Source organism: Halobellus clavatus (assembly GCF_900107195.1).
Classification (GTDB): domain Archaea; phylum Halobacteriota; class Halobacteria; order Halobacteriales; family Haloferacaceae; genus Haloquadratum; species Haloquadratum clavatum.
Genome location: NZ_FNPB01000001.1, coordinates 338168 through 358585, shown reverse-complemented (window position 1 = coordinate 358585; position 20418 = coordinate 338168). Strand labels below are relative to the sequence as shown.

Below are 20418 nucleotides of genomic sequence, written 5' to 3'. Positions count from 1 at the left end.
GACCCAACTGTTATAATTGCTCGATCAGTCGGGGTACTCGATGAGCCATCCCATCCGCGTGCTCCACGTCGATGACGACCCGAGCATCGGCGACCTGACCGCGGATTTCCTCGAACGGATCGACTCGCGGTTTCAGGTCGAGACCGCGACGTCGGCCGAGGAGGGACTCGACCGCCTCTCGGAGATCGACATCGATTGCGTCGTCAGCGACTACGATATGCCGGTCATAGACGGGATCGAATTTCTCAAGCAGGTCCGCGAACGCGACGCGGAACTGCCGTTCATCCTGTTCACCGGAAAAGGGTCCGAGGAGGTCGCGAGCGAAGCGATCTCCGCCGGGGTCTCTGATTACCTCCAGAAGAATCCGGGGACCGAGCAGTACGAACTGCTGGCGAACCGGATCCGGAACAACGTCGAACGGACCCGCGCCAAGCGAGAGCAGCAACGGCACCTCAACGCCATCGAGACCGCCAGGGAGGGCATCAGTATCCTCAGCGAGGACGAACGGTTCGTCTACGTGAACGAGGCGTACGCCGACATCTACGGTTACGACCCGGCCGAGCTGGAGGGCGAACACTGGTCGCTGCTCTACCGCAACGGGGACATCGACTGGATCGAATCAGAGGTGCTCCCGACGGTGTACGAGGAGGGATCCTGGCAGGGTGAGACCATCGGACTCCGAGCCGACGGAAGCACCTTTACCGAGGCACACACGCTGTCGAAGACCGAGCAGGGAGACATCGTGTGCACCATCCGCGACGTCACCGATCGCAAAGAGCGCGAGCGGCAACTCGAACGTAAAACCGCTCGGCTGGAGGTACTCTTCGAGCAGTCCCCGGATATGATCAACATCCACGACGCCGAGGGGACGATTCTCGAGGTGAACCAGCGGTTCTGCGAATCGATGGGCGCGACCGAGGACGAACTCGTCGGCAAGAACGTCTGGGAGATCGACGTGAACCTCGATCGGGACGGACTGATGGACCTCCTCTCCGGGACCGATATCACTGAGATGTTCCACGTCGACACCACCTTTCGGAGACTCGACGGTTCGACGTTCCCCGCCGAGGTCCACGTCCGCCGGCTCGACCTCCAGGGCCGCGATCGGTTCCTCGTGATCACCCGGGACGTCAGCGAACACAAGGCGCAGAAGCGTGAGATCAAGCGACAGAACGAACGCCTCGAAGCGTTCGCGAGCACCGTCAGTCACGATCTCAAGACTCCCCTCGCGACGGCGCAGGGCTACGTCGAACTCGCGCGCGAAAGCGACACCCCCGAGCACCTCGATCGGATCGAGCGGAGTCTCGAACGGATGGAGCGGATCGTCGGCGACGTCCTCTGGCTGGCTCGCGAGGGGCGCGAAATCGGCAGCCTCGAACAGATCGAACTCGAAGCGGCTATCGACGACGCGTGGGAGATCGTCGGCGGCGCGGAACGATCGATGGTGCTCGAAATCGACGACGGTCTGGGGTCGATCGAGGCCGACGCCGATCGGTTCCGTCAGCTCCTCGAGAACCTCCTCTCGAACGCGATCGAACACGGCGGGACGACCGTTCGGGTCGTCGCGCTGTCGGACGGCTTCGCCATCGCCGACGACGGACCGGGCGTGGCCGAGACGAACCGAGACCGGGTGTTCGATCGCGGATACTCGACGAGCGAGGACGGGACCGGGATCGGGCTCGCGGTCGTGCGGGAGATCGCTGACGCGCACGGGTGGGACGTCTGTATCACCGACAGCACGGACGGCGGTGCGCGCTTCGAGTTCACTGGCGTCGTCGAGGCCCCGTCGGCGGCGTCCTCACCGTAGCGGGGCCGCACACGGCTGTCCTGGACGGCCCCCGAGCGCCACCGACGATTCGTCAACTGTCGTTCCGACGCCAGCAGAATATATATGGCCCATATAACCTTATATGTGGTTAGTGAACCCTTATGCTTACAGGAGAAGATGCTTTACGGGGCAGTCACTAGAGAGCCTATGACCAAGCCACACAAACACACGACTGGCGAGTCCGTCGGGCTCGCGGACCCGACGGACGAGCGGTCGAACTGCGGCGTTGGCGCCGTCATCGATCTCGACGGTGGCCGATCGCACGAGACCGTCGCGGACGGCCTAGAACTCTTAGAGAACCTCGAACACCGCGGTACCACCGGTGCCGAACAGAACACCGGCGACGGGGCCGGAATTATGGTACAACGCCCCGACGAGTTCTTCGATGCTGTCGTCGATACCGAGCTTCCCGACCAGTACGCCGTCGGCTCGATCTTTATGCCGCAGGACGACGCCGCCCGCGAGGGACTCATCGCTATCTTCGAGCGCATCCTCTCGGAGCACGGGCTGAACGTCCGCCACTGGCGCGACGTCCCGACCGACAACTCCGATCTGGGCGCCACCGCGCTCGAATCCGAACCCGACGTCTGGCAGGCGTTTGTCGTCCCGAACGGCGATCTCTCCGACGACGAGTTCGACAGAGCGCTGTACGTCGCGCGCCGCGCGGTCGAGAACGAAGTCGAGGAACTCGACTCGGCGGGGGCGGCACGGTTCTACATCTGCTCGCTCTCGCGGAAGACGCTCGTCTACAAGGGTCTCCTGAAAGGCGATCAGCTCGCCGAGTACTACCTCGATCTCGCCGACGAACGGCTCGAGACGACCCTCACGCTCGTCCACGCGCGATTCTCGACGAACACCCTCGGCGCGTGGCACCTCGCCCACCCGTACCGACACATCATCCACAACGGCGAGATCAACACTATCCAGGGCAACATCAACTGGATGCGGAGCCGGGAGACGGATCTCGAACACCCCGACTTCGGCGAGGACCTCGAGACGCTGAAGCCGGTGATCAACGACCCCGACCAGTCCGACACCGCCTCCGTCGACAACGCCGTCGAACTGCTCCTGCAGGGCGGTCGCGACCTGCCGCACGTCCTCCGGATGCTGATCCCCGAGGCCTACCGCGGCGACGACCGGATGGACGAGGACCGCCGCGACTGGTACGACTACCACGCCTCGCTGCTCGAACCGTGGGACGGCCCCGCACTCGTCGCCGCCACCGACGGTGACCGCGTCGCGGCCGTCCTGGACCGAAACGGGCTGCGGCCCTGCCGCTACGACGTGACCACGGACAACACGCTCGTGATGGCCAGCGAGGTAGGCGCGCTGGACACGGACCCGAGTGAGATCGAGACCCGCGGACGACTCCAGCCCGGCCAACTATTCGTCGCCGACCCCGACGAGGGCCGGGTCATTCCCGACGAGGAAGTCTTCGAGTCGCTGACCGACGAGAAGTACGGCGAGTGGGTCGAGACGGAACAGCGCCAACTCGACGAACTGGCCGATAGCGACGAGTACGCGCCCCGCGACGAGATCGAACACCTCCGCGCGGCGCAGGCCGCGTTCGGGTACACTCACGACCAACTGAGCCACCTGATCGAACCGATGGCCGAAGACGGGAAAGACCCCGTCGGCTCGATGGGTGACGACACGCCGCTGTCGGTACTGTCGGACTTCAACCGACCCCTGTTCACGTACTTCAAGCAACTGTTCGCGCAGGTCACCAACCCGCCGCTGGACTACATCCGCGAGGAGTTGGTCACGTCGCTCGAATCACGGCTCGGGGCGCAGCAGAACCTCCTCGATGAGTCACCCGAACACGCTCGACAGCTCGTCCTCGACTCACCCGTTCTGACGGACGCACAGACGGCTGGCATCAAATCGCTGGGCGACCGAGACAGCGATCAGATGAAGTCGACGATCGTCGACATCTCCTACGAGCGCGGGACCGATCTCGAAGCCGCGGTCGAACGGGTCCGTGACGACGCCGCGGCCGCCATCGAAGACGGCGCGAACGTCATCGTGCTGTCGGACCGCAACGCCGGTCCCGACCGGGTCGCCATTCCGAGCCTTCTGGTGACGGGCGCGGTCCACCACAGCCTCGTCCGGAACGGCTACCGCAACCACGCCGGACTCGTACTCGAATCGGGTGACCCCCGCGAGGTACACCACCTCGCCACACTCGTCGGATACGGCGCGGACGCGGTGAATCCCTACCTGGCCTACCAGACGATCGCAGACGTCGTCGCCGGCCCCGACGGCGCAGACGAGAGTGAGGCCATCGCGGCCTACAAGAAAGCGCTGGAGGACGGCCTGCTGAAGACGATGGCCAAGATGGGCATCTCGACGGTCGAGTCCTACCAGGGTGCGCAGATCTTCGAGGCCGTCGGCCTCGACTCTGATTTCGTCGCCGAGTACTTCGAGGGCACGGAGATCCGGACCGAAGGGATCGGCATCGACGTGATCGAGGAGGACGTCCTGACCCGTCACACCGTCGCCTACGGCGACGACCCCCAACTCGACCGACAGGGAGAGTACGAGCACCGCTCCGACGGGATACACCACCAGTGGAACCCCCAGACGGTCGGTACGCTCCAGCAGGCGGTTCGGTCGGGCGACTACGAGAAGTACCAGGAGTTCGCCGAACTCATCAACGACCAGAGCGAGGAGCTGCAGACTCTCCGCGGTCTGCTCGAGTTCGACTCCGATCGGGAGTCCGTCCCTGTCGAGGAGGTCGAACCGGTCGCGGACATCGTCGAACGGTTCTCCACGGCGGCGATGTCGCTCGGGAGCCTCTCACCGGAGGCCCACGAGAACAACTCCATCGCGATGAACCGGCTCGGCGGGAAGTCAAACACCGGCGAGGGTGGCGAACCGCCAGAGCGGTTCGGCACGGAGAAAGAGTGCAACGTCAAGCAGGTCGCCTCCGGCCGCTTCGGCGTCACCTCCGAGTACCTCACCAACGCCGAGGAGATCCAGATCAAGATGGCCCAGGGATCGAAGCCCGGCGAGGGCGGCCATCTCCCCGGCAAGAAGGTCAACGAGATGATCGCGCACGTCCGCTTCGCGACGCCGGGTGTGGGCCTGATTTCGCCGCCGCCGCTGCACGACATTTACTCGATCGAGGATCTCAAGCAGCTCATCCACGATCTCAAGGCGGCGAACCCCGACGCCGACATCAACGTGAAACTGGTCTCCGAGGCCGGCATCGGCACGATCGCTGCCGGCGTCGCGAAGGCTAACGCCGACGTCGTCCACATCTCGGGCCACGACGGCGGGACCGGGGCGTCGCCGAAGACGTCGATCAAGAACGCGGGCCTGCCGTGGGAACTCGGACTCGCGGAGGCCAACCAGATGCTGCGCGCGACGGACCTCAGGTCTCGGATCCGCGTCACCGTCGACGGCGGGATGAAGACCGGCCGCGACGTCGCCGTCGGCGCACTGCTCGGGGCCGAGGAGTACGTCTTCGGGACGGCCTCACTCGTCACCTCGGGCTGTGTTATGGCTCGACAGTGCCACGAGAACACCTGCCCCGTCGGCGTCGCCACGCAGCGTGAGAACCTCCGGAACCGCTTCCCCGGACAGCCGGATCACGTCATCAACTATATGACGTTCATCGCGCAGGAACTGCGCGAGATTATGGCCGATCTCGGCTTCACGTCGCTCGATGAGATGATCGGCCGACCGTCGCTGCTCACGCAGCGCGAGACCGACCACGAAAAGGCGCGACACCTCGATCTCTCGGACGTCATCGCCGAACCCGCCGGCGACTCGCGGCGGAAGACCGAAGAGCAGATTCACGCCGGTGTCGAGGCGCAACTCGATCACGAACTCATCGAGCGCGCCGAATCCGCGCTGGAGTCGGGCGAGCCCGTCGCGATCGACTCGGACATCTCGAACGTCGACCGCGCGGTCGGGGCGATGCTCTCGAACCGGATCTCCAAGGCCCACGGCAACGAGGGGCTCCCGGACGATACGATCCACTGTACCTTCGACGGCATCGCCGGACAGTCGTTCGGTGCGTTTCTCGCGAGCGGCGTGACGATGGATCTCACGGGCGCGGCCAACGACTACCTCGGGAAGGGGCTCTCCGGCGGCCGAATCGTCGTCGAAACCCCGGAGAACGCGGCCTACGAGGCCGACGAGAACGTCCTCATCGGCAACGTCGCCCTCTACGGTGCGACCCAGGGCGAACTCTACGTCAACGGCGTCGCTGGCGAACGCTTCGCCGTCCGCAACTCCGGCGTGAAGGCAGTCGTCGAGGGCGTCGGCGACCACGGGTGCGAGTATATGACCGGTGGCGTCGTCGCGGTGCTCGGTGACACCGGCCGCAACTTCGCGGCCGGGATGTCAGGCGGCATCGCGTACGTCTACGACCCCGACGACGAGTTCGAATCGAAGACCAACACCGGAATGGTCTCGCTCTCGACGGAACTGGACGACTCGGACCTCCAGATGCTCCGTCGGCTGATCGAGAACCACGCGGGCTACACCGACAGCACCCGTGCGCAGTGGATGCTCGACGACTGGAGCGAGGTCGTCGACGACTTCGTGAAGGTGATGCCCGACGCCTACGCCGAAGTCATCGAAGAGCGCGCTCGCGACGACGTCCGGAAGGAACTCCCGCCCGCGGCGACCGCCGTCGCCGGTGACGACAGTCCGACCGCCGCACAGACCAGCGACGACTGACGACCGATCGAGCGCCCTCCCCTCGTCCTCTCACCGGTTTCGAACCCCTGATCGACGAACCCCTGATCGACGTTCCCGGCCGACCGCAGATCCCTGATTGAACCCCTGCTATCGTCCGACGAGTCGACTGAGCCGCCGGAGTTCGCTTGGCATCGCTGTCGGCGGCTGGCACCCCTATCGACCAGCGCGCTTCGAGAGTCCAGTCGCTGTCGGACCGCGTTGGCGAACAGTCGGCACCCGCTCGCCGGCCGCCCCGCTGCCGACGCCCTCACGACGCTGTGCCGAACACCCGCGACACGTCGTGAGGCGAACGCTACGTCACTGCGGGTGTGGTCGCGTCATCGCATATAAGAGACCGGTACAGGCCGGGACGACAGCACACTTATCCTCGTCAGCGCGAAACTGCAGGTATGCGCAGCGATGGCGACCGTGGGGTGAGCGAGACAGTCAGTTTCGTCCTCATCTTCTCGCTCGTCATCGCCAGCGTCGGGACGGTCTACGCCATCGGCGTCTCCGAACTCGAATCGACCCGTGACGCCGAGCGGGTCGAGAACGCTCAGCGAGCCTTCGACGTCCTGGCGGACAACGTCTTAGACCTGTTCGAGGGGGCCCCGAGCCGCGGGACCGAGGTCAAGATCGCCGGCGCGACGGTCAGGTCCGCGGACGACGCCGAGATGAACGTGACTGTTGATCCCGGTGGCGGCGGGACCCCGCAGTCGTGGGAATACCGACTCTCGCCGATCGTATACGACGTTGAGGCCGGCGGCCAGATCCGGCTCAGTAACGGTGCGGTGCTCCGCGACAGCGCACGTGGCAGCGCGTCGGTCGTCCGCGGGACGCCCATCGTCGTCGACGACGACCAACTCCTGTTGCGCCTCGTCAAACAGGAACACGTCGGCTCGGGCGCCGTCGGCGGCTCCGGGACGGTCCGGATCCGGATGGCGACCAGCGGGCCGCGGGTGTTCTACGACGAGGCGAATCCGGACAACCACTCCGTGCGAGTGAACGTAACGAGCCCCTACACGGACGCGTGGGCCCGCCACTACGAGTCACTGGGCTTCTCGTGCACCGAGGTGAGCGCTCCGACCGCCGGGACGCCCGGGACGACCTCGTGTACGATCGCTGGGATCCAGCGCGTCACGATCGTGTGGACCCGGATTACGACGTCGTTCGAGTAGCGGGGCAGGACCCCCGAGTTGATACTCAAAAGACGGTTTGAGCCTCAGGTGAGTATTTGTGGGTAGCCCCCCAAGTATCGAATATGGCCCCCCAACAGACGGTGCGATCCTCCTCCAAGCGGACCGACGCGAACGCGACCACCACCCCGGACGACGGCGCCGCGGTCGACCCACTGACGCTGAACAGCGAGGACCTCCACGTCCGGAGCTACGAACACCAGGCGGCACGCGATCTCGAGGTGGGCGTGTACGCGCCTGACGGCGAGGCAGTCTTCGAGACGCGATACCGGCTCGAACCGGGTTCGGTGAAGAGCGAGATCAACACGCTCCTGCCGGGCGTCTATGAGATCCGAGCGACGCTCGGCGAAGCGCGCACCGCCCGCACCCGGTGTCGTATCGGCGACGCGCCCGACGAGACGGCCGTGATCGAGGTCGGCAACGGCGTCGTCAGCCTCACCGAGGGGTTCCCACGGTAACGAGCGACGCACCGCCACTGCCGCCCGCGCTGTGTTAGTCGAGCGCGACGCTCACGTTGTTCTCGGTCACGTGCAGGTACGTGATGTACGAGCCCCCGCTGGTGGCGTTGTAGCGGAGCGTCCCGCTCGACGCGCTGGTGTCGATCTGCGTGGTTCCGCGGTTCCCGGGCCCGTGAGAGACGGTGAGTTCGAAGTCGGAATCGAACAAGGCGAAGTAGTGCCGGGTGAGGATCCGGAGGTTCTGCGTATCGCCGAACCGGTACGTCGTGTTCTCGCCGTCGTCGCCAGTGTGGTTGAACGAGGTCGGACTCGGTGCCTGTGATGCGGAGTCGTTGTACGCCTCCCAGTCGAGTGCGGTGTCCTCGTTGAAATCTCCGTCCTTGTACGTGAACGTCTGCCCCGCTCCGGTGAGATCGACCTCGATGATCATATCGTTGCCGTCGCAGCCGAGTTGCACCGGCCCAGTACTCGAATTGACCGTCTCGTTTTCCCACAGGTGCACGCCTTCCGGCGTCGACGAATCGTAGTAATAGATCCGCACCGGGAACTGGACGGCGGGCGACTCGCTCGGACAGTAGCTGTTCCCGATCCCGTTCGGGACGCTGACCATCGTCTCCCAGGACTTCGTGCCGTCCTGAATGTACAGCGAGAAGTCGAGGTTGTTGAACGTCCCGCTGTCCTTCTTCACGCCGATCTGGAAGTCGGTGACGGCGTGGCCCGCTGCGATTCCACGGACCGAGACGCTCTCGCCCTTCGCCGGGAGATCGAACTGCCCGACGCCGCGAGTCGTTTTGAGCACCACCGTCGCGGTCCGATTGTCGTCGTCGACGGAGACGTTGCCGGTCGTCCGCGTTCGGAAGTAGTCGGCCCATCCCTGGTAGAACTGGCTGTGGACCGTCACCGAGACGGTCCCGTTGCGGACGGGGTTCCGATACTGCCGCGTGGACCCGTCCGGGTTATCGACGTCGTAGGGCGCACCCTCGCCGGTGTCGGTCGCTGCGGTCTCGTTCGGGAAGACCCGGACCGTCTCCTCGGTGCGCCGGATCGTCGCTGTGGTCCCGCCGCTCGCGGCATCGTCCGAGCGGATGCGGAGCACCGGGAGCGTCAGGGTAGTCCCCCGGTAGTGGAACTCCGGCGGCGACACCATCGTCGTCCCCCCGTTGCGGTGTCGCCAGACGCCACCGCCCTGGTAGGCGATCGTCGTGTCGCCGCTCCGGTACGATACGGACCCCAGCGAGGCGTTGTAGACCTCCTCAGTCGACGTCCCCGTGTAGTTCGTGTGTCTGATCCTGAGCCACCCGCTCTCGGACTCGGCCGTGTACTGACCGTCGTTCGACCGGCCCAGTCGCACTGTCTGGACTGACCCCTCTCCCAGTCCGACGACGGCCGCCCGGGCGTCGAACAGTGTCATCGCGTGGGTGGCACGATCGTTCGAGGCCTCCTGCTGGACGTCTGTGAGTGCCGTGCCGCCGATGGCGACGACGACGCCGGCGCTCGTGATCGTCAGTGCCAACAGCAGCACGAGTCCGATGTTCGACGACTGCGCGCGCGATGTCATCCCAGTGTCTCCCTCCCCAGGTCCGCCTCGGGCGCTGTCAGCGCCAGCGTCGACGACGCGTTGCCCTCTGCGAGCACGAGCGCGTGAGCTGCCCCCCCGGTATCGAGTCTGACCGCGGTCCATCCCCCGGTGACCGAGGTCTCTTCGAGATCTACGAGAGTCGAGATGGTAAGGGTGATGCTCACGTCTGTCCGCGAGGAGCGGAGCGTCAGGTCGTGACGCGACGGATTCGACCCGGATGGTCGCACCTCGGTCACCTCGATCAGGTACGTCTCGCCGGCGACCCGTTCTGGGAGATCGATGCCGACGCGGACCGCGCCGGGGTCACCGACTCGAGACAGCCGATCTGCGTCGTCGATTCCGGCGACGAGTTGCTCGCCGACGACGCGCAGTTCCTCCCGGACGACTGCCTCACGCTGGTCCTCGACGTAGCCGCCAGCGCCGATGAGAAGTCCCGAAATGAGCACCGCGGTGATCGCCAGCGCGATCACGTAGTTGACGGTGATCGAGACCGCGCGATCTCGCGTCACGCGGGCACCACCGCCACCGTCGTCGTGTACTCCAACTGCGGAGTCCGGTAGGAGATCCGGATCGACGCGCCGTAGAGCGCGTCCGTCCAGTCGGGGTCGTCCGTTCCGGGCGACGCGAGTCCCGGCAGCGAGAGCGACGAACTCGTCCCGTTGACGACCATCGAGTACGCTCCGCCCCCGACGTCACCATCGTCGTATTCGACGGTGACGGTCCCGCTGGTGTCGTCCAGTCGGGTCAGCGCTGAGCAAGACGCGCCGCCGATGGATCCGTTCGCGACGTCCACGGCGAACGTCCCGCCCGTCACCGATCCGGCCGGGCAGACCGACGTCCCCTCGGGTCCGTCGATCAGGGCCCGCGGATCGTCCGTGGAGTTGTTGTACAGCGAGAGGCTCCGCGTCCCCTCGGCCGAGGAGACGTTCATCCGGAAACTGTCGGTCGGCCCGTTTTTGAGCCGTGTGGCGTTGACCTCGAACCGGATCGACCGGATCCCCGTCGCGCCGTCGACGACCGTCCAGTCCGGCGCGCCGCCGACGCTGGAGAAGTTCCGGTTCGCCTCGCGCTGTCGGATTCGCGTCCCGTTCGTGGTGCCGACGACCGCGGCGTTGGCCGCGTCGCCGTTCACCGCCCGGTGGTGTGCGGCGGTGTCGTCCCAGGCCGCCATCGTCTCCCGGAGTGCGCTGGACAGCGTCGCGTGCGAACTGTCGTTGCGGCGGTTCACTGACTCGATCGCGGCGACCGCGCCTTCCCGGGACGCCGACGTGTACTCGATGGCTTCGGTCCCCTCGACACCGGCCTCGCGCGTCGCCAGGTTCCCCGTGTAGATGGCGGTGTTCAAGAGCAGTGCGAGCGCGACGAAGAGCACCGCGAGCGAGAGTGCGCCCACGAGCAGCAGTTGGCCGCGGTCGGCATCGGAACCGCCCCGACGGACGCCGTTCAGATCCGCCATACGACTAACTCCACCTCCACGACCGCGTACAGATTCTGTTCTGCGACGGTGTCGTCGACGACGTACGAGGCGTTTTTGAGCGTCGTGCCCGAGACCGATCCGCCCTGTGTTCGGAGTCGATCGTCGTCTTCGAGCGTGACCAGCCGCGTCGCCGAAGTGGCGTGGTCACTCGGTTCGCCCAGATCGACGATCGCCCGACTCCTGCGGTTGCCGGCCGCGTCGACGTAGTGCATCGTCAGATCGAAGGCTACGCCACGGTCGCTCAGAGCGTCCGCGAGCGTCGCACCGAACGCTGTCGGTGGCGCCCCTTGGACGTATCCGTCCTGTGTCGCGTTGTGCCACGTCCCGGCCGAGTCGTTCCAGTGCAGGAGCGTCGGCGTCAACGTGCCGTTCTCCTCCGCAGTCGCGAGTAGCCCCTCGGCGACGGCGGCCTGCTGGTTCTCGATGTGTTGGCTCGACGTACTCCCGGTGAGGGGTGTCACTGCGGTCACCTGCAGCGCGAAGACGAGACTCGAGACGAGAATCATCGCGGCGGTGATCGCCTCCAGCGTGTGGGCCTGGCCGCGGTCCATCACCACACCCTCACGAGCAGCCGATAGGTCTCGCCGTCGAGACTGATGATTCGTTGTGCGGCGTTCACGGAGCCCACGTCCGAGACTGGCGGCCCGGCGACGTACTCGCCGCCCGGGCGGGTGGCGGCCGCGCCGTCGAGTGTCCGGATCGAGACGTTCACCGCACGCGTCCCCGAGAGCGCGAACAGTTCGGACGTCGTCTCCGCCGTTACGTCGAACTGACACGTCGCCGGCGCGTTCGTCCCGTTGTCCAACTGGACGAAGAACGCGTTCGTGCAGGTCTCGTTCACCGTGTACGGTTTCGCCGGATCACCGAGCCGGTCCGTCGACAGCGACGTGGCGATCCGATCGGCAGTCTGCGGGCCGTCGGTGCTCTCGAACGGGGCGAAGATGGTCGGGACGAACGCGAGGACGGCGGCGACGACGACCAGAAACAGCCCGATGCCGATCGCGAAGTCGATCGTCGTCTGTGCGCGCTCGGACTCCGTGCGCTGCTCGCGGTCTGCACGCCGACGCATCGCACTCACCCCACCACCATCCACACGGCGAGCGCAATCGTCTGGAGGACGACGAGGAACTTCACACCGCTCACGATGTCGGCGTCGCGGATGTACCCGCTGATGAACCCCGACAGTCCTGCTTGGAGCGTGACGGCGTGGAAGAAGAGCACCGACAGGACGGCGGTGTCGACCCCGTCGCCGAAACTCAGGCCCTGCCCAGAGAGCTCGCTTCCACCCGCTGAGGACGCCTGCGACGTCAAGCCGGTCATCACGTCGAGGAACTGCGTCTTGAGGATCGCCATCACGCCGAGCAGCGTGAGATACGTCATCAGGATGATCGCGACCTGCATCCTGGTCCGCGACTTCCGCTCGCGCTCGATGTCGTCTTGGGTCTCTGAGGCCTGCGCCGCGGTCGTCAGGACCTCGGTGATCTGACTGGAGGCCTCCTGCGCCTTCGAGATGAGCTTGACTGTCCGGGCCAGCCGCGGGATGTGGTACTTGTTATTGAACTCCACCAGTGCGCTGCGGAGGCTCATCCCGTAGTTCACCTTCGCGTGCATCACCTCGAACTCGTCGGCGAGTTTCCCCGACGAGGTGTCGGCGACAGTCTCGACCGACTCCAGGAGCGTCTGCCCGGTATCGTTCGCACTCGACAGTTTTCTGAGATCGTCGGAGAGCTTTCCGGTGATCGCCTTCCGCGAGCGGACGTTCCAGGTGTGAAAGATCGCCAGCGGTATTCCGATGATGTACGTCGGGACGTACCACCAGATGAAGGTCCCCCAGATGGGGCTGTTCAGCATCTGCTGCCAGGTGAGCGGTGCCGCCCCGTTGCGGACCGCCACCGCGAGCAGCGACAGCGCTGCGGGCACGGTCACCACGAGCGTGTACATCGGGTGATCCCGGAAGAAGATGTGCGGACGACGCAACAGCTCGCGGGTCTTGTACGTTCCCTCCCGGCTCCGGATCCGATCGAACAGCCGGAACTCGCCGACGAAGCTCTCGATCAGCCCCATATGGATGAGTCCCTCGCGGTTCACCTGTTCGAGCCGGTCTGAACTGTTCGCGGGCTGGAGGTAGCCGTCGCCGGGCTCGTCCTGCTTCACCGTCGAGACGAGTACGAGAAACCCCACGCCCGTGAGCGGGATCAGCGCGTAGACCGTCGCGTACAGCAGCCGCTCTTGAGCGTTCCCGAGCATACTCATAATCACGAGGATGATGATGAGCAGCAGCGGAAACAGCGACAGCGTCATATACATCTCGCCGAAGAGTTCCAGCGTCTCGAGGATCGTCTCCTGTTCCTGCTTTGCTGTGCGGAGGTGCTTTTCCTTCTTGTCGTCGAGGAACTGCTCCATATTGCCGCCCGAGTTGACGATCGACAGCATATCAGTCAGGAACTGTGAGAGCTCCTCGGAGGGGGTCGTCATCGCCTGATCGCGGATGGCGTTCCGGTAGTCGGTCCCGAAGTACTCCGTCTCGCGGACGATGCTCTGGAACTCCTTCGCGACCTCGCCGTAGGTGTCGTCGGCGCGCGCCATCGCCTCCAGAATCTCGAGTTGGTTCAGGCCGCCGACCGACAGCGCGTACATAAACGAAATCGCGTCCGGAAGCAGCATATTGATCTCCCGCTGTCGGGTCGAGGCGTTCGAGTACGGGATCGCGACGAGCGTCCCGAACCCGATTCCGAATCCGATCGCGCCGAAGACGATCCCCGAGACGATCGTGACCGCCGGGGCCGTGAGCGCGTTGAGCGCCTCGGCGGTCGCCGCGTCTCCAGTCGGGAGACCGATGCTGAACACGTCGGGGTCGACCAGTCCGAACTCGAAGAGCCCCCAACTCACGAGCGACCCGACCACCCAGAGCGCCCCGCCGACCAGAATTCCGACTGCGAGTGCGCGCGACAGATACAGTTCGACGGTCGCGGCCATCCGGGCCTGTTCGAGTTTCGTTCCCACGTCCGCGACGAAGTCGCCGTCCTCGTCGAAGAGGAACTGAAAGACCGGGTAAAAGGCGTCTCCGAGCGGATCGGTGCTCCGGTCGTACTCCTCGCCGTCGTCGACGTCGAGACTCATTACGGCTCGTCCTCCGTATCGTCGATGTCGACGGATCCCGGTTCGGTCGGTTCGTCTTCGGTCGACTCGTCTTCGGCGGATTCGCTCTCGACCGACTCATCCCCGTCGTCGCGGCCGGTCCCGCTCCCGTCGAGCGCATCACCCTCGATGTGTCCGTCGGATTCGCTTCCGATACCGTCGTCGCGCCGATCGAGGCGGCCGCCGTCCGCGCTCGTCTCGTCGTCGCGGGCGTCCGTCTCCGAGTCGGGACGCTCCACGTCGCCGAAGTCCCAGGCCCCCTCGTCGTCGGCACCGCCGCTCGATACGCTGTCTGACTCGTCTGCTGAATCGCCCTCAGACAACAGCTCTTCGAAGGAGAGCTCCTCGTCGGACCCACCGCTGGTCGGCCGTGCCGGGCTCTCGTCGTCCGGTGCCGGTTCGTCGGCGAGCGCGCCGTCCAACGGGCCGTCACTTCCCGCCGCGTCGTCGGGGTCGTCGCCGGGGTCGTCGCCGGACGCATCGTCGGCCGCATCGGCCGGTTCCTCACCGGACGCGTCGATCGCCTCGCCGAGTTGCTCACCGGACGCTTCTGTCACCTCGTCGGTCGGGTCACCCGACGCGTCGTCGTTGGGGTCGGCCGCTGCAACGCCGCCGGATGCGGCTGCGACGTCGTCGCCGGCCGCGACGTCGCCGTCCCGGTCTGCCTCACCGTCCCCGGTCGGTCCATCATCTTGCGCTCCACCGTCGTCACCAACCGACCCGTCGTCGGGCCCCGCCGCGTCGAGTGCCGGCGGTCCCTCGTTGTCGGACTCGAGGGCGTCGGGCTCCCCCTCGCCGTCCGGGTCCGCGTCGAGTTCCGGCGTTTCGGTCCGCTCTTCGAGTGCGTCGAGTTCCGGATGGTCCCCCATCGCGGCCGTGACGTCGGGTGCGGTATCGATGTCGAGCAGTGCGTCTGCGACGTCGACGTCCTCGAGGTCGCGATACTCGGGCCACACCTCCGATTCAGCGCGTTCGAGGATCTCCTGACAGCGCTCTCGGACGTCGTCGCTGGGACTCGGTCGGGGAACCATCTCCTCCTTCTCGGGATCGACGTCGATCTGCACCGACTCCATCTCGCGGAGGTCTTCGAGGCTCCGCTCGAGTTCGTCCCGCGCCATCAGCGCGAGGATCGTCTCCTGGTCGTTGATGAACGCCTGCAGCGTCGCCGCGACCTCGGTGTAGGTGTTGAGACCGCGATCGATCAGGTACGCGATGACGACGTGGCGTTTGAACAGTTCGTCGTCGAGGGTTTCACGGGTCCACCCGCGGTCGAACCGGATGTCCTCTAAGGTGTTCGAAGAACCCATCTTCAGGAACTCGTCGCCCTCGGCCTGCCACTGGTAGACGTCCTGAACGTTGATCTCGTCGTTCTCGGCGTCGTAGTGGTTGATCTCGGTCAGCGCCTTGTTCCGCCGGACCTTGTCGCCCTGCACCCGGGTCGAGGTCTGTACCGACACGAGATCCAGCGCGGTGAACATCGTCTTCGAGACGTTGATCGGGTCCGTGGTGAACCGCTTGAGCACCTCGCCGACGCTGTCGGCGTGGAACGTGGTGTAGGTGGTGTGCCCCGTCGACATCACCTGAAAGAGGGTCCGCCCCTCCTCGCCGCGGATCTCGCCCATCACGATGTAGTCTGGGCGCTGCCGCAGTGCCGCTTCGAGGAGGTCGAACTCGTCGACGTCGCCGCGGTCGTCGTCGCTGAACGACGGCCGGGTGACGGAGGCGACCCAGTTCCGCTGGGGCAGTTCGACCTCGCGGGTGTCCTCGATGGAGACGATCTTCGAGTTCGAGGGGATGAAGAGCGAGACCGCGTTCAGCGACGTCGTCTTCCCCGACGCGGTCCCGCCGGCGAAGATCAGGCTCTTGTCGTTCTCGATGCAGAGCCAGAGGAACGCCATCTCCTCTAGGGAGAACGTCTTCCAGTTCACCAGGTCGATCGGCGTGTACGGGACGTCCTTGAACTGCCGGATCGTGTAGTTCGTCCCGTGGTCGGAGACCTCACGCCCGAGCGTCAGTTGCGCCCGCGACCCGTCCGGGAGCGTCGCGTCGACCTGCGGGCGGCGCTTCGAGATCCCCTTCCCCGAACGCTGGGCGAGTTTGACCACGAAGTCGTCGAGTTCCTCCTCGCCGTGATAGACGTTGGTGATGATCTGCTCGTAGTCGGAGTGATAGACGAACACCGGCGAGTTGTAGCCGTCGCAGGAGATGTCCTCGACGTTCACGTCGTGTTTGATGCCGTCGATCCGCTCGTAGCCGATGAAGTCCCGGCGGAGCGCGTACAGCAACTTCTCGACCTGGTAGTCCGTCAGGTCGGTCGAATCCTCCGCCAGCACGGCCGGTTCGGGTCGGGCCGCGATCCCTTCGAGCGAGGAGTCGCTCTCGCCGGTCGACGGCGACGACTCGAACAGGTCGTCGAATCGTCCGCCGAGCGATCCTTCGCGGAGGCCGAGCGTTCGCGCGAACGACGCGAGCCGTCGCTCCCGCTGGGTCCTGCCGCTCGCGTCCTCAGCCGCGTCTTCGGCACCTAGACCGAGGTCCACGTCGAGGCCCGACAGCAGGCCGTCGTCCTCGTCGGTGTCGCCGGTCGGCCCCGTTGCGAGGATCGACAGCCCCGCCTGACGCGGTCGATCCGGCGTCTTGTACAGATTGTACCGTTCGAGGAGTTCGAGCGCCTGCTGCTCGATCACCCGCCGCCGACTGCTCGGCGTGTCGTCGGCCACACTCCCGTCGTCGTACTTGATCGCCGTGCGCAGTTTGCCGGTGAGGAACTCCGTGAGATCCGCCTCGATCCGGTTCTGGTGGGGTTCGATCACGTAGTACTTCTTCTCGTTCTCCTTTCGGGAGTGGAAGATGATCACGAACGAGTGGGGTTCGTTGACCCAGTAGCGCTCGACCTCGCGGAAGTGTCCCTTCTTCTCCATCGGGACGGCCTTCTCGAGGTCGTAGCGGTTGACGACCGTCGTCGCGCCCCGCTCGTCGGTGAAGAACGCGTCCTCGTCGAACTCGGGATCGACGTCCACGGTCCGCTTGTCGACGATCTCCTGCAGTTCGCTCGCTCGCTGATTGCCGTGATCGAGGACGCTCTCGATGTCGTCGGGATCGAATCCGAGCGCCGCGGTCGAGTCGAACCGTTCGATCTCGCCGTCCTCGTCGCGCGGCCGGGAGCCGTCCTCCTCGTAGTAGTACTCGCGCTTGTAGTGTTCCCAGAGCCAGACATCCTTGACGACTGGCGTGGTCGCCGGATCGCAGAACGACTCGAACTCGCGCTGGATCCGAACCGCTTCCTCGAGGGCCGAGTCGACCTCGTCGTCGACCTCGACGGGGTGAAAGCCGAGATACGACTCGGGATCGAGGCTCACCGCATCCCAGTCCTCGCGCGTCGGCGTCGGCACCTCTACCGGCTCGCCGTCGTCCCAACGCTCGCTCCCTTCGTCCTCCTCGTCGTCGATCTCTCGCGGGTCGATCCCGCGGTAGAGCGTTTTAACGTCGCCGTCGACGCCGTACTCGTCGAGGAAGTCAGCCCAGGTGTACTCGTCGCGGACGACTCCCGGGCCGGAACTCGACTCGTCGGTCGCTTCCGCGGCGTCCGTGTCTCCGCCAGCCGCGTGGGCGTCGTCCTCGGTGTCGGCCGTCTCGTCGGGACGAGCCGGCGGCTGCTCGGCCGAGTTGGCCGTGCGGCGCTCGTCGTCGGTTGCCGGGAGGTCCCCTGCCCCCTCGTCGTCGGTGCCCCGATCGACGGCGTCCCCCTGAAGGGTCGACGGCGAATCCTCGCCGTCCCCCCCCGACGCGTCTGTGCCGTCCCCCTCGGGGTCGGCGCCCGACGCGTCGTCGTCGGTTGCCATCGTTCGTCGGAGGAGTCGCCTACGGAAAAAGACTTGCTCCGAGTTCTCAAACACGGTATTTTCCCCGGTTGTTTTATGTGAACTGTTCGGGTACGAAGCCGTATGAGCCACGACCCCGACGCCGACCAGACGGTCTCCGTCTCCGACGAGGAGGTGCGCGTCGAGAAGACGTTCGCCGGCGAGGAATTTCCCGTCCCGGCGATCAAGTTCCAACTGGTGTCCGAGAGCGAGGACCCCGTCCACATCCGCATCGTCGACGCCATCCCCGAAGACTTCCCGATGGAGGGGGTCGGTTTCCACCCCGACTACGAGAGCGAGAACTGGACTGCCTACAAGGATCACCGCGTCGAGTACGAGCGGACGCTCGAACCCACCGAGAGCGTGACCACGGTGTACGGGATCCGCCTCGAGGATTCGAGCGACGTCGAGCGGTTCCTCGGAGAGCCGATCCTCGAACGGCCCCCGCGTCGGGACGAGACGCCCGAAGATCGCGGGTCGAACGTCGAGGACATCCTCGGCTCGGACCGGAGCCAACTCGTCCGCGACGCCCTCCAGGGTCGCGGCCGTCTCGCCGGCGACGCGGACCCGGCAGGTGAGGAGCCCGGCCAGCCCGCGGCAGCGGACGATCCCGCTGTCGACGTGGACGCCGCCGCCGACCCGGTCGTCGAAGACGCACCGGCACCCGACGTCGAACTCGACGACCACACACCCGAGGCGAGTGTCGCCACCGATGACGACGCGTCCGCCGTCGACACTGTGGACGACGCGCCGGCCGCCGACCCCGAAGACGCGGCGGACGACGCGCCGAGCGTCGACCCCGACACCGGGACCGACGAGGTCGAACCGGCCCCCGACGCCGACCCCGGCGACGAACCGGCCGCAGCGCCCCGGTCTGTCACCTCCGATGTGACGCCTGCGGTTCATCCGACGGACGAACCGACGGTCCGACCGGTCACCGCCGCCGACACAGTAGCCGAGACCGACGCTCCGGGAGACGCCGAATCCGAGTCGGTGGACGACACGGAAGCGGCCGAGCCAGCGGACGGCGTGGAGGCGGCCGAGCCAGCGGACGGCGTGGAGGCGGCCGAGCCAGCGGACGACGTAGAGGCGGCCGAGCCAGCGGACGACGACGCGGCGGCTGCGGCCGACACTGACGAGGGGCCGGCCGAAGACGAGTACGTCGACATCGAAGCCGAAACCGACGTTCAGGCGGACGCGGCCGCAGCGACCGCTGACAAGGGCCCCTCCGGAACCGCTGTGGCGTCCGGAACCGGAGCCGACGCCGCGACGTCCGAGGCCGGACTCGCGGCGACCCTCGCCGCGGAGATCAGAGCCGGCGACGTCGACGAGGACGACCTCGAGACCCTCCGCGGCGAACTCGACGTGGGGCTCCCGCGGAGTGCGGACGTGCGCATCCGCCGCGTCCAGGCGCAGATGGAGGACCTCAACGCCTACGCCGACGCGATCGCGGAGTTCATCGACGAGGAGGGCACCGGCGCGGAGCTCGTCGAACGCGTCGACACCGAACTCTCAGAAGTGGCGGACGAACTCGACGAACTCCGCGCAGAGATCCGCGCGGCCCAGGCGGACCGGGCGTCGATCCGCGACGACGTCGAGGGGGTCCGCGGCGCTGTCGACGACGTCGGGCACCGCGTCGACGAGACCGAATCGGAACTCGCCGACGTCGACGAGACCGCCGCTGCGGCCGCCGCCGGCGTCGCCAACCTCCAGGAGCAGGCCGACGCGATCGAGGATCGCCTCGACGAGACCGTCGACCGCCTCGACGACGTGGACCGGGACGTTGACGACGTCGCCGCGGAAGTCGACGCGCTCGCGAACGACGTCGACGACGTGTCTGCCGACGTCGATGTCGTCGCGGACGACGTCGACCAGGTTGCCGGCGACCTCGCGGGGACGGACGACCGGGTCGCCACACTCGACGAGGAGATCGGCGACGTGCGCGAAGACATCGCCGCCCTCGACGCTGACATCGTCGACACCCGGGAGTCGATCGACGCCGACGTCGCGGATCTCCGCGCGGAGATCGATTCGCTCTCGGCGGAACTCGACCGCATCGAGTCCATCGAATCCGACATCGAGGTGCTGATGGAGTTCCGCGAACGCCTCAACAGCGCCTTCGGTCCCGGTCCGGGCGACGGCGAGTGATCTCGTCGGCGGTCGGCGCACCGCGCGCCCGCTCCGCCGAAG

The 20418-nt window shown here is 66.2% G+C and carries 12 protein-coding genes; 5 read left to right on the top strand and 7 right to left on the bottom strand.

The features are described 5' to 3' along the window. Positions 1–40: 40 nt before the first annotated feature. The 4 genes from BLU74_RS01780 to BLU74_RS01765 all read left to right on the top strand — a co-directional run bounded on the left by BLU74_RS01780 (position 41) and on the right by BLU74_RS01765 (position 8174). Positions 41–1807, top strand: a complete 1767-nt coding sequence (locus BLU74_RS01780) for a hybrid sensor histidine kinase/response regulator (protein ID WP_139175578.1) — start codon at positions 41–43, stop codon at positions 1805–1807. Between the two features lie 168 nt (positions 1808–1975). Beyond that, positions 1976–6520, top strand: coding sequence for a glutamate synthase large subunit (gene gltB, locus BLU74_RS01775; RefSeq protein WP_089764487.1), 4545 nt, complete (start codon positions 1976–1978; stop codon positions 6518–6520). A 410-nt stretch (positions 6521–6930) separates the two neighbouring features. After that, positions 6931–7698, top strand: coding sequence for a DUF7289 family protein (locus BLU74_RS01770; RefSeq protein WP_089764484.1), 768 nt, complete (start codon positions 6931–6933; stop codon positions 7696–7698). A gap of 83 nt (positions 7699–7781) precedes the next feature. Then, the gene (locus BLU74_RS01765) at positions 7782–8174 is read left to right on the top strand and encodes an Ig-like domain-containing protein (protein WP_089764481.1); all 393 of its coding nucleotides are present in this window, start codon (positions 7782–7784) and stop codon (positions 8172–8174) included. A gap of 34 nt (positions 8175–8208) precedes the next feature. Here BLU74_RS01765 and BLU74_RS01760 read toward each other — a convergent pair whose 3' ends face one another. From BLU74_RS01760 to BLU74_RS19180, 7 genes are read right to left on the bottom strand one after another with little or no spacing between them, the layout of a single operon-like run. Then, positions 8209–9732: a DUF7289 family protein gene (locus tag BLU74_RS01760; protein WP_089764479.1), complete on the bottom strand. Its 1524-nt coding sequence runs from the start codon at positions 9730–9732 to the stop codon at positions 8209–8211. After that, complete coding sequence (locus tag BLU74_RS01755) at positions 9729–10262, bottom strand: DUF7266 family protein (RefSeq protein WP_089764477.1); 534 nt, start codon at positions 10260–10262, stop codon at positions 9729–9731. Before BLU74_RS01755 ends, BLU74_RS01760 begins: the two co-directional genes overlap by 4 nt. Next, positions 10259–11209: a DUF7261 family protein gene (locus tag BLU74_RS01750; protein ID WP_089764474.1), complete on the bottom strand. Its 951-nt coding sequence runs from the start codon at positions 11207–11209 to the stop codon at positions 10259–10261. Before BLU74_RS01750 ends, BLU74_RS01755 begins: the two co-directional genes overlap by 4 nt. Continuing rightward, positions 11197–11781: a DUF7288 family protein gene (locus tag BLU74_RS01745; RefSeq protein WP_089764471.1), complete on the bottom strand. Its 585-nt coding sequence runs from the start codon at positions 11779–11781 to the stop codon at positions 11197–11199. Before BLU74_RS01745 ends, BLU74_RS01750 begins: the two co-directional genes overlap by 13 nt. Further along, positions 11781–12299, bottom strand: a complete 519-nt coding sequence (locus BLU74_RS01740) for a DUF7287 family protein (protein WP_089765230.1) — start codon at positions 12297–12299, stop codon at positions 11781–11783. Before BLU74_RS01740 ends, BLU74_RS01745 begins: the two co-directional genes overlap by 1 nt. 5 nt (positions 12300–12304) lie before the next feature. Next, positions 12305–14350: a type II secretion system F family protein gene (locus BLU74_RS01735; protein ID WP_089764469.1), complete on the bottom strand. Its 2046-nt coding sequence runs from the start codon at positions 14348–14350 to the stop codon at positions 12305–12307. Further along, positions 14350–18210, bottom strand: coding sequence for an ATPase, T2SS/T4P/T4SS family (locus tag BLU74_RS19180; protein ID WP_245705699.1), 3861 nt, complete (start codon positions 18208–18210; stop codon positions 14350–14352). Before BLU74_RS19180 ends, BLU74_RS01735 begins: the two co-directional genes overlap by 1 nt. 102 nt (positions 18211–18312) lie before the next feature. Here BLU74_RS19180 and BLU74_RS01725 point away from each other — a divergent pair, with 102 nt between their 5' ends. Beyond that, positions 18313–20376 (top strand): hypothetical protein, encoded by a 2064-nt coding sequence (locus BLU74_RS01725; protein ID WP_089764467.1) that lies wholly within the window; start codon positions 18313–18315, stop codon positions 20374–20376. Positions 20377–20418: the final 42 nt, after the last annotated feature.

Bases quoted from the DNA above. Each gene is read 5' to 3' on its own strand.
- BLU74_RS01780 (WP_139175578.1), top strand. From the start codon at position 41: ATGAGCCATCCCATCCGCGTGCTCCACGTCGATGACGACCCGAGCATC.
- gltB (WP_089764487.1), top strand. From the start codon at position 1,976: ATGACCAAGCCACACAAACACACGACTGGCGAGTCCGTCGGGCTCGCG.
- BLU74_RS01770 (WP_089764484.1), top strand. From the start codon at position 6,931: ATGCGCAGCGATGGCGACCGTGGGGTGAGCGAGACAGTCAGTTTCGTC.
- BLU74_RS01765 (WP_089764481.1), top strand. From the start codon at position 7,782: ATGGCCCCCCAACAGACGGTGCGATCCTCCTCCAAGCGGACCGACGCG.
- BLU74_RS01760 (WP_089764479.1), bottom strand. From the start codon at position 9,732: ATGACATCGCGCGCGCAGTCGTCGAACATCGGACTCGTGCTGCTGTTG.
- BLU74_RS01750 (WP_089764474.1), bottom strand. From the start codon at position 11,209: ATGGCGGATCTGAACGGCGTCCGTCGGGGCGGTTCCGATGCCGACCGC.
- BLU74_RS01745 (WP_089764471.1), bottom strand. From the start codon at position 11,781: ATGGACCGCGGCCAGGCCCACACGCTGGAGGCGATCACCGCCGCGATG.
- BLU74_RS01740 (WP_089765230.1), bottom strand. From the start codon at position 12,299: ATGCGTCGGCGTGCAGACCGCGAGCAGCGCACGGAGTCCGAGCGCGCA.
- BLU74_RS01735 (WP_089764469.1), bottom strand. From the start codon at position 14,350: ATGAGTCTCGACGTCGACGACGGCGAGGAGTACGACCGGAGCACCGAT.
- BLU74_RS19180 (WP_245705699.1), bottom strand. From the start codon at position 18,210: ATGGCAACCGACGACGACGCGTCGGGCGCCGACCCCGAGGGGGACGGC.
- BLU74_RS01725 (WP_089764467.1), top strand. From the start codon at position 18,313: ATGAGCCACGACCCCGACGCCGACCAGACGGTCTCCGTCTCCGACGAG.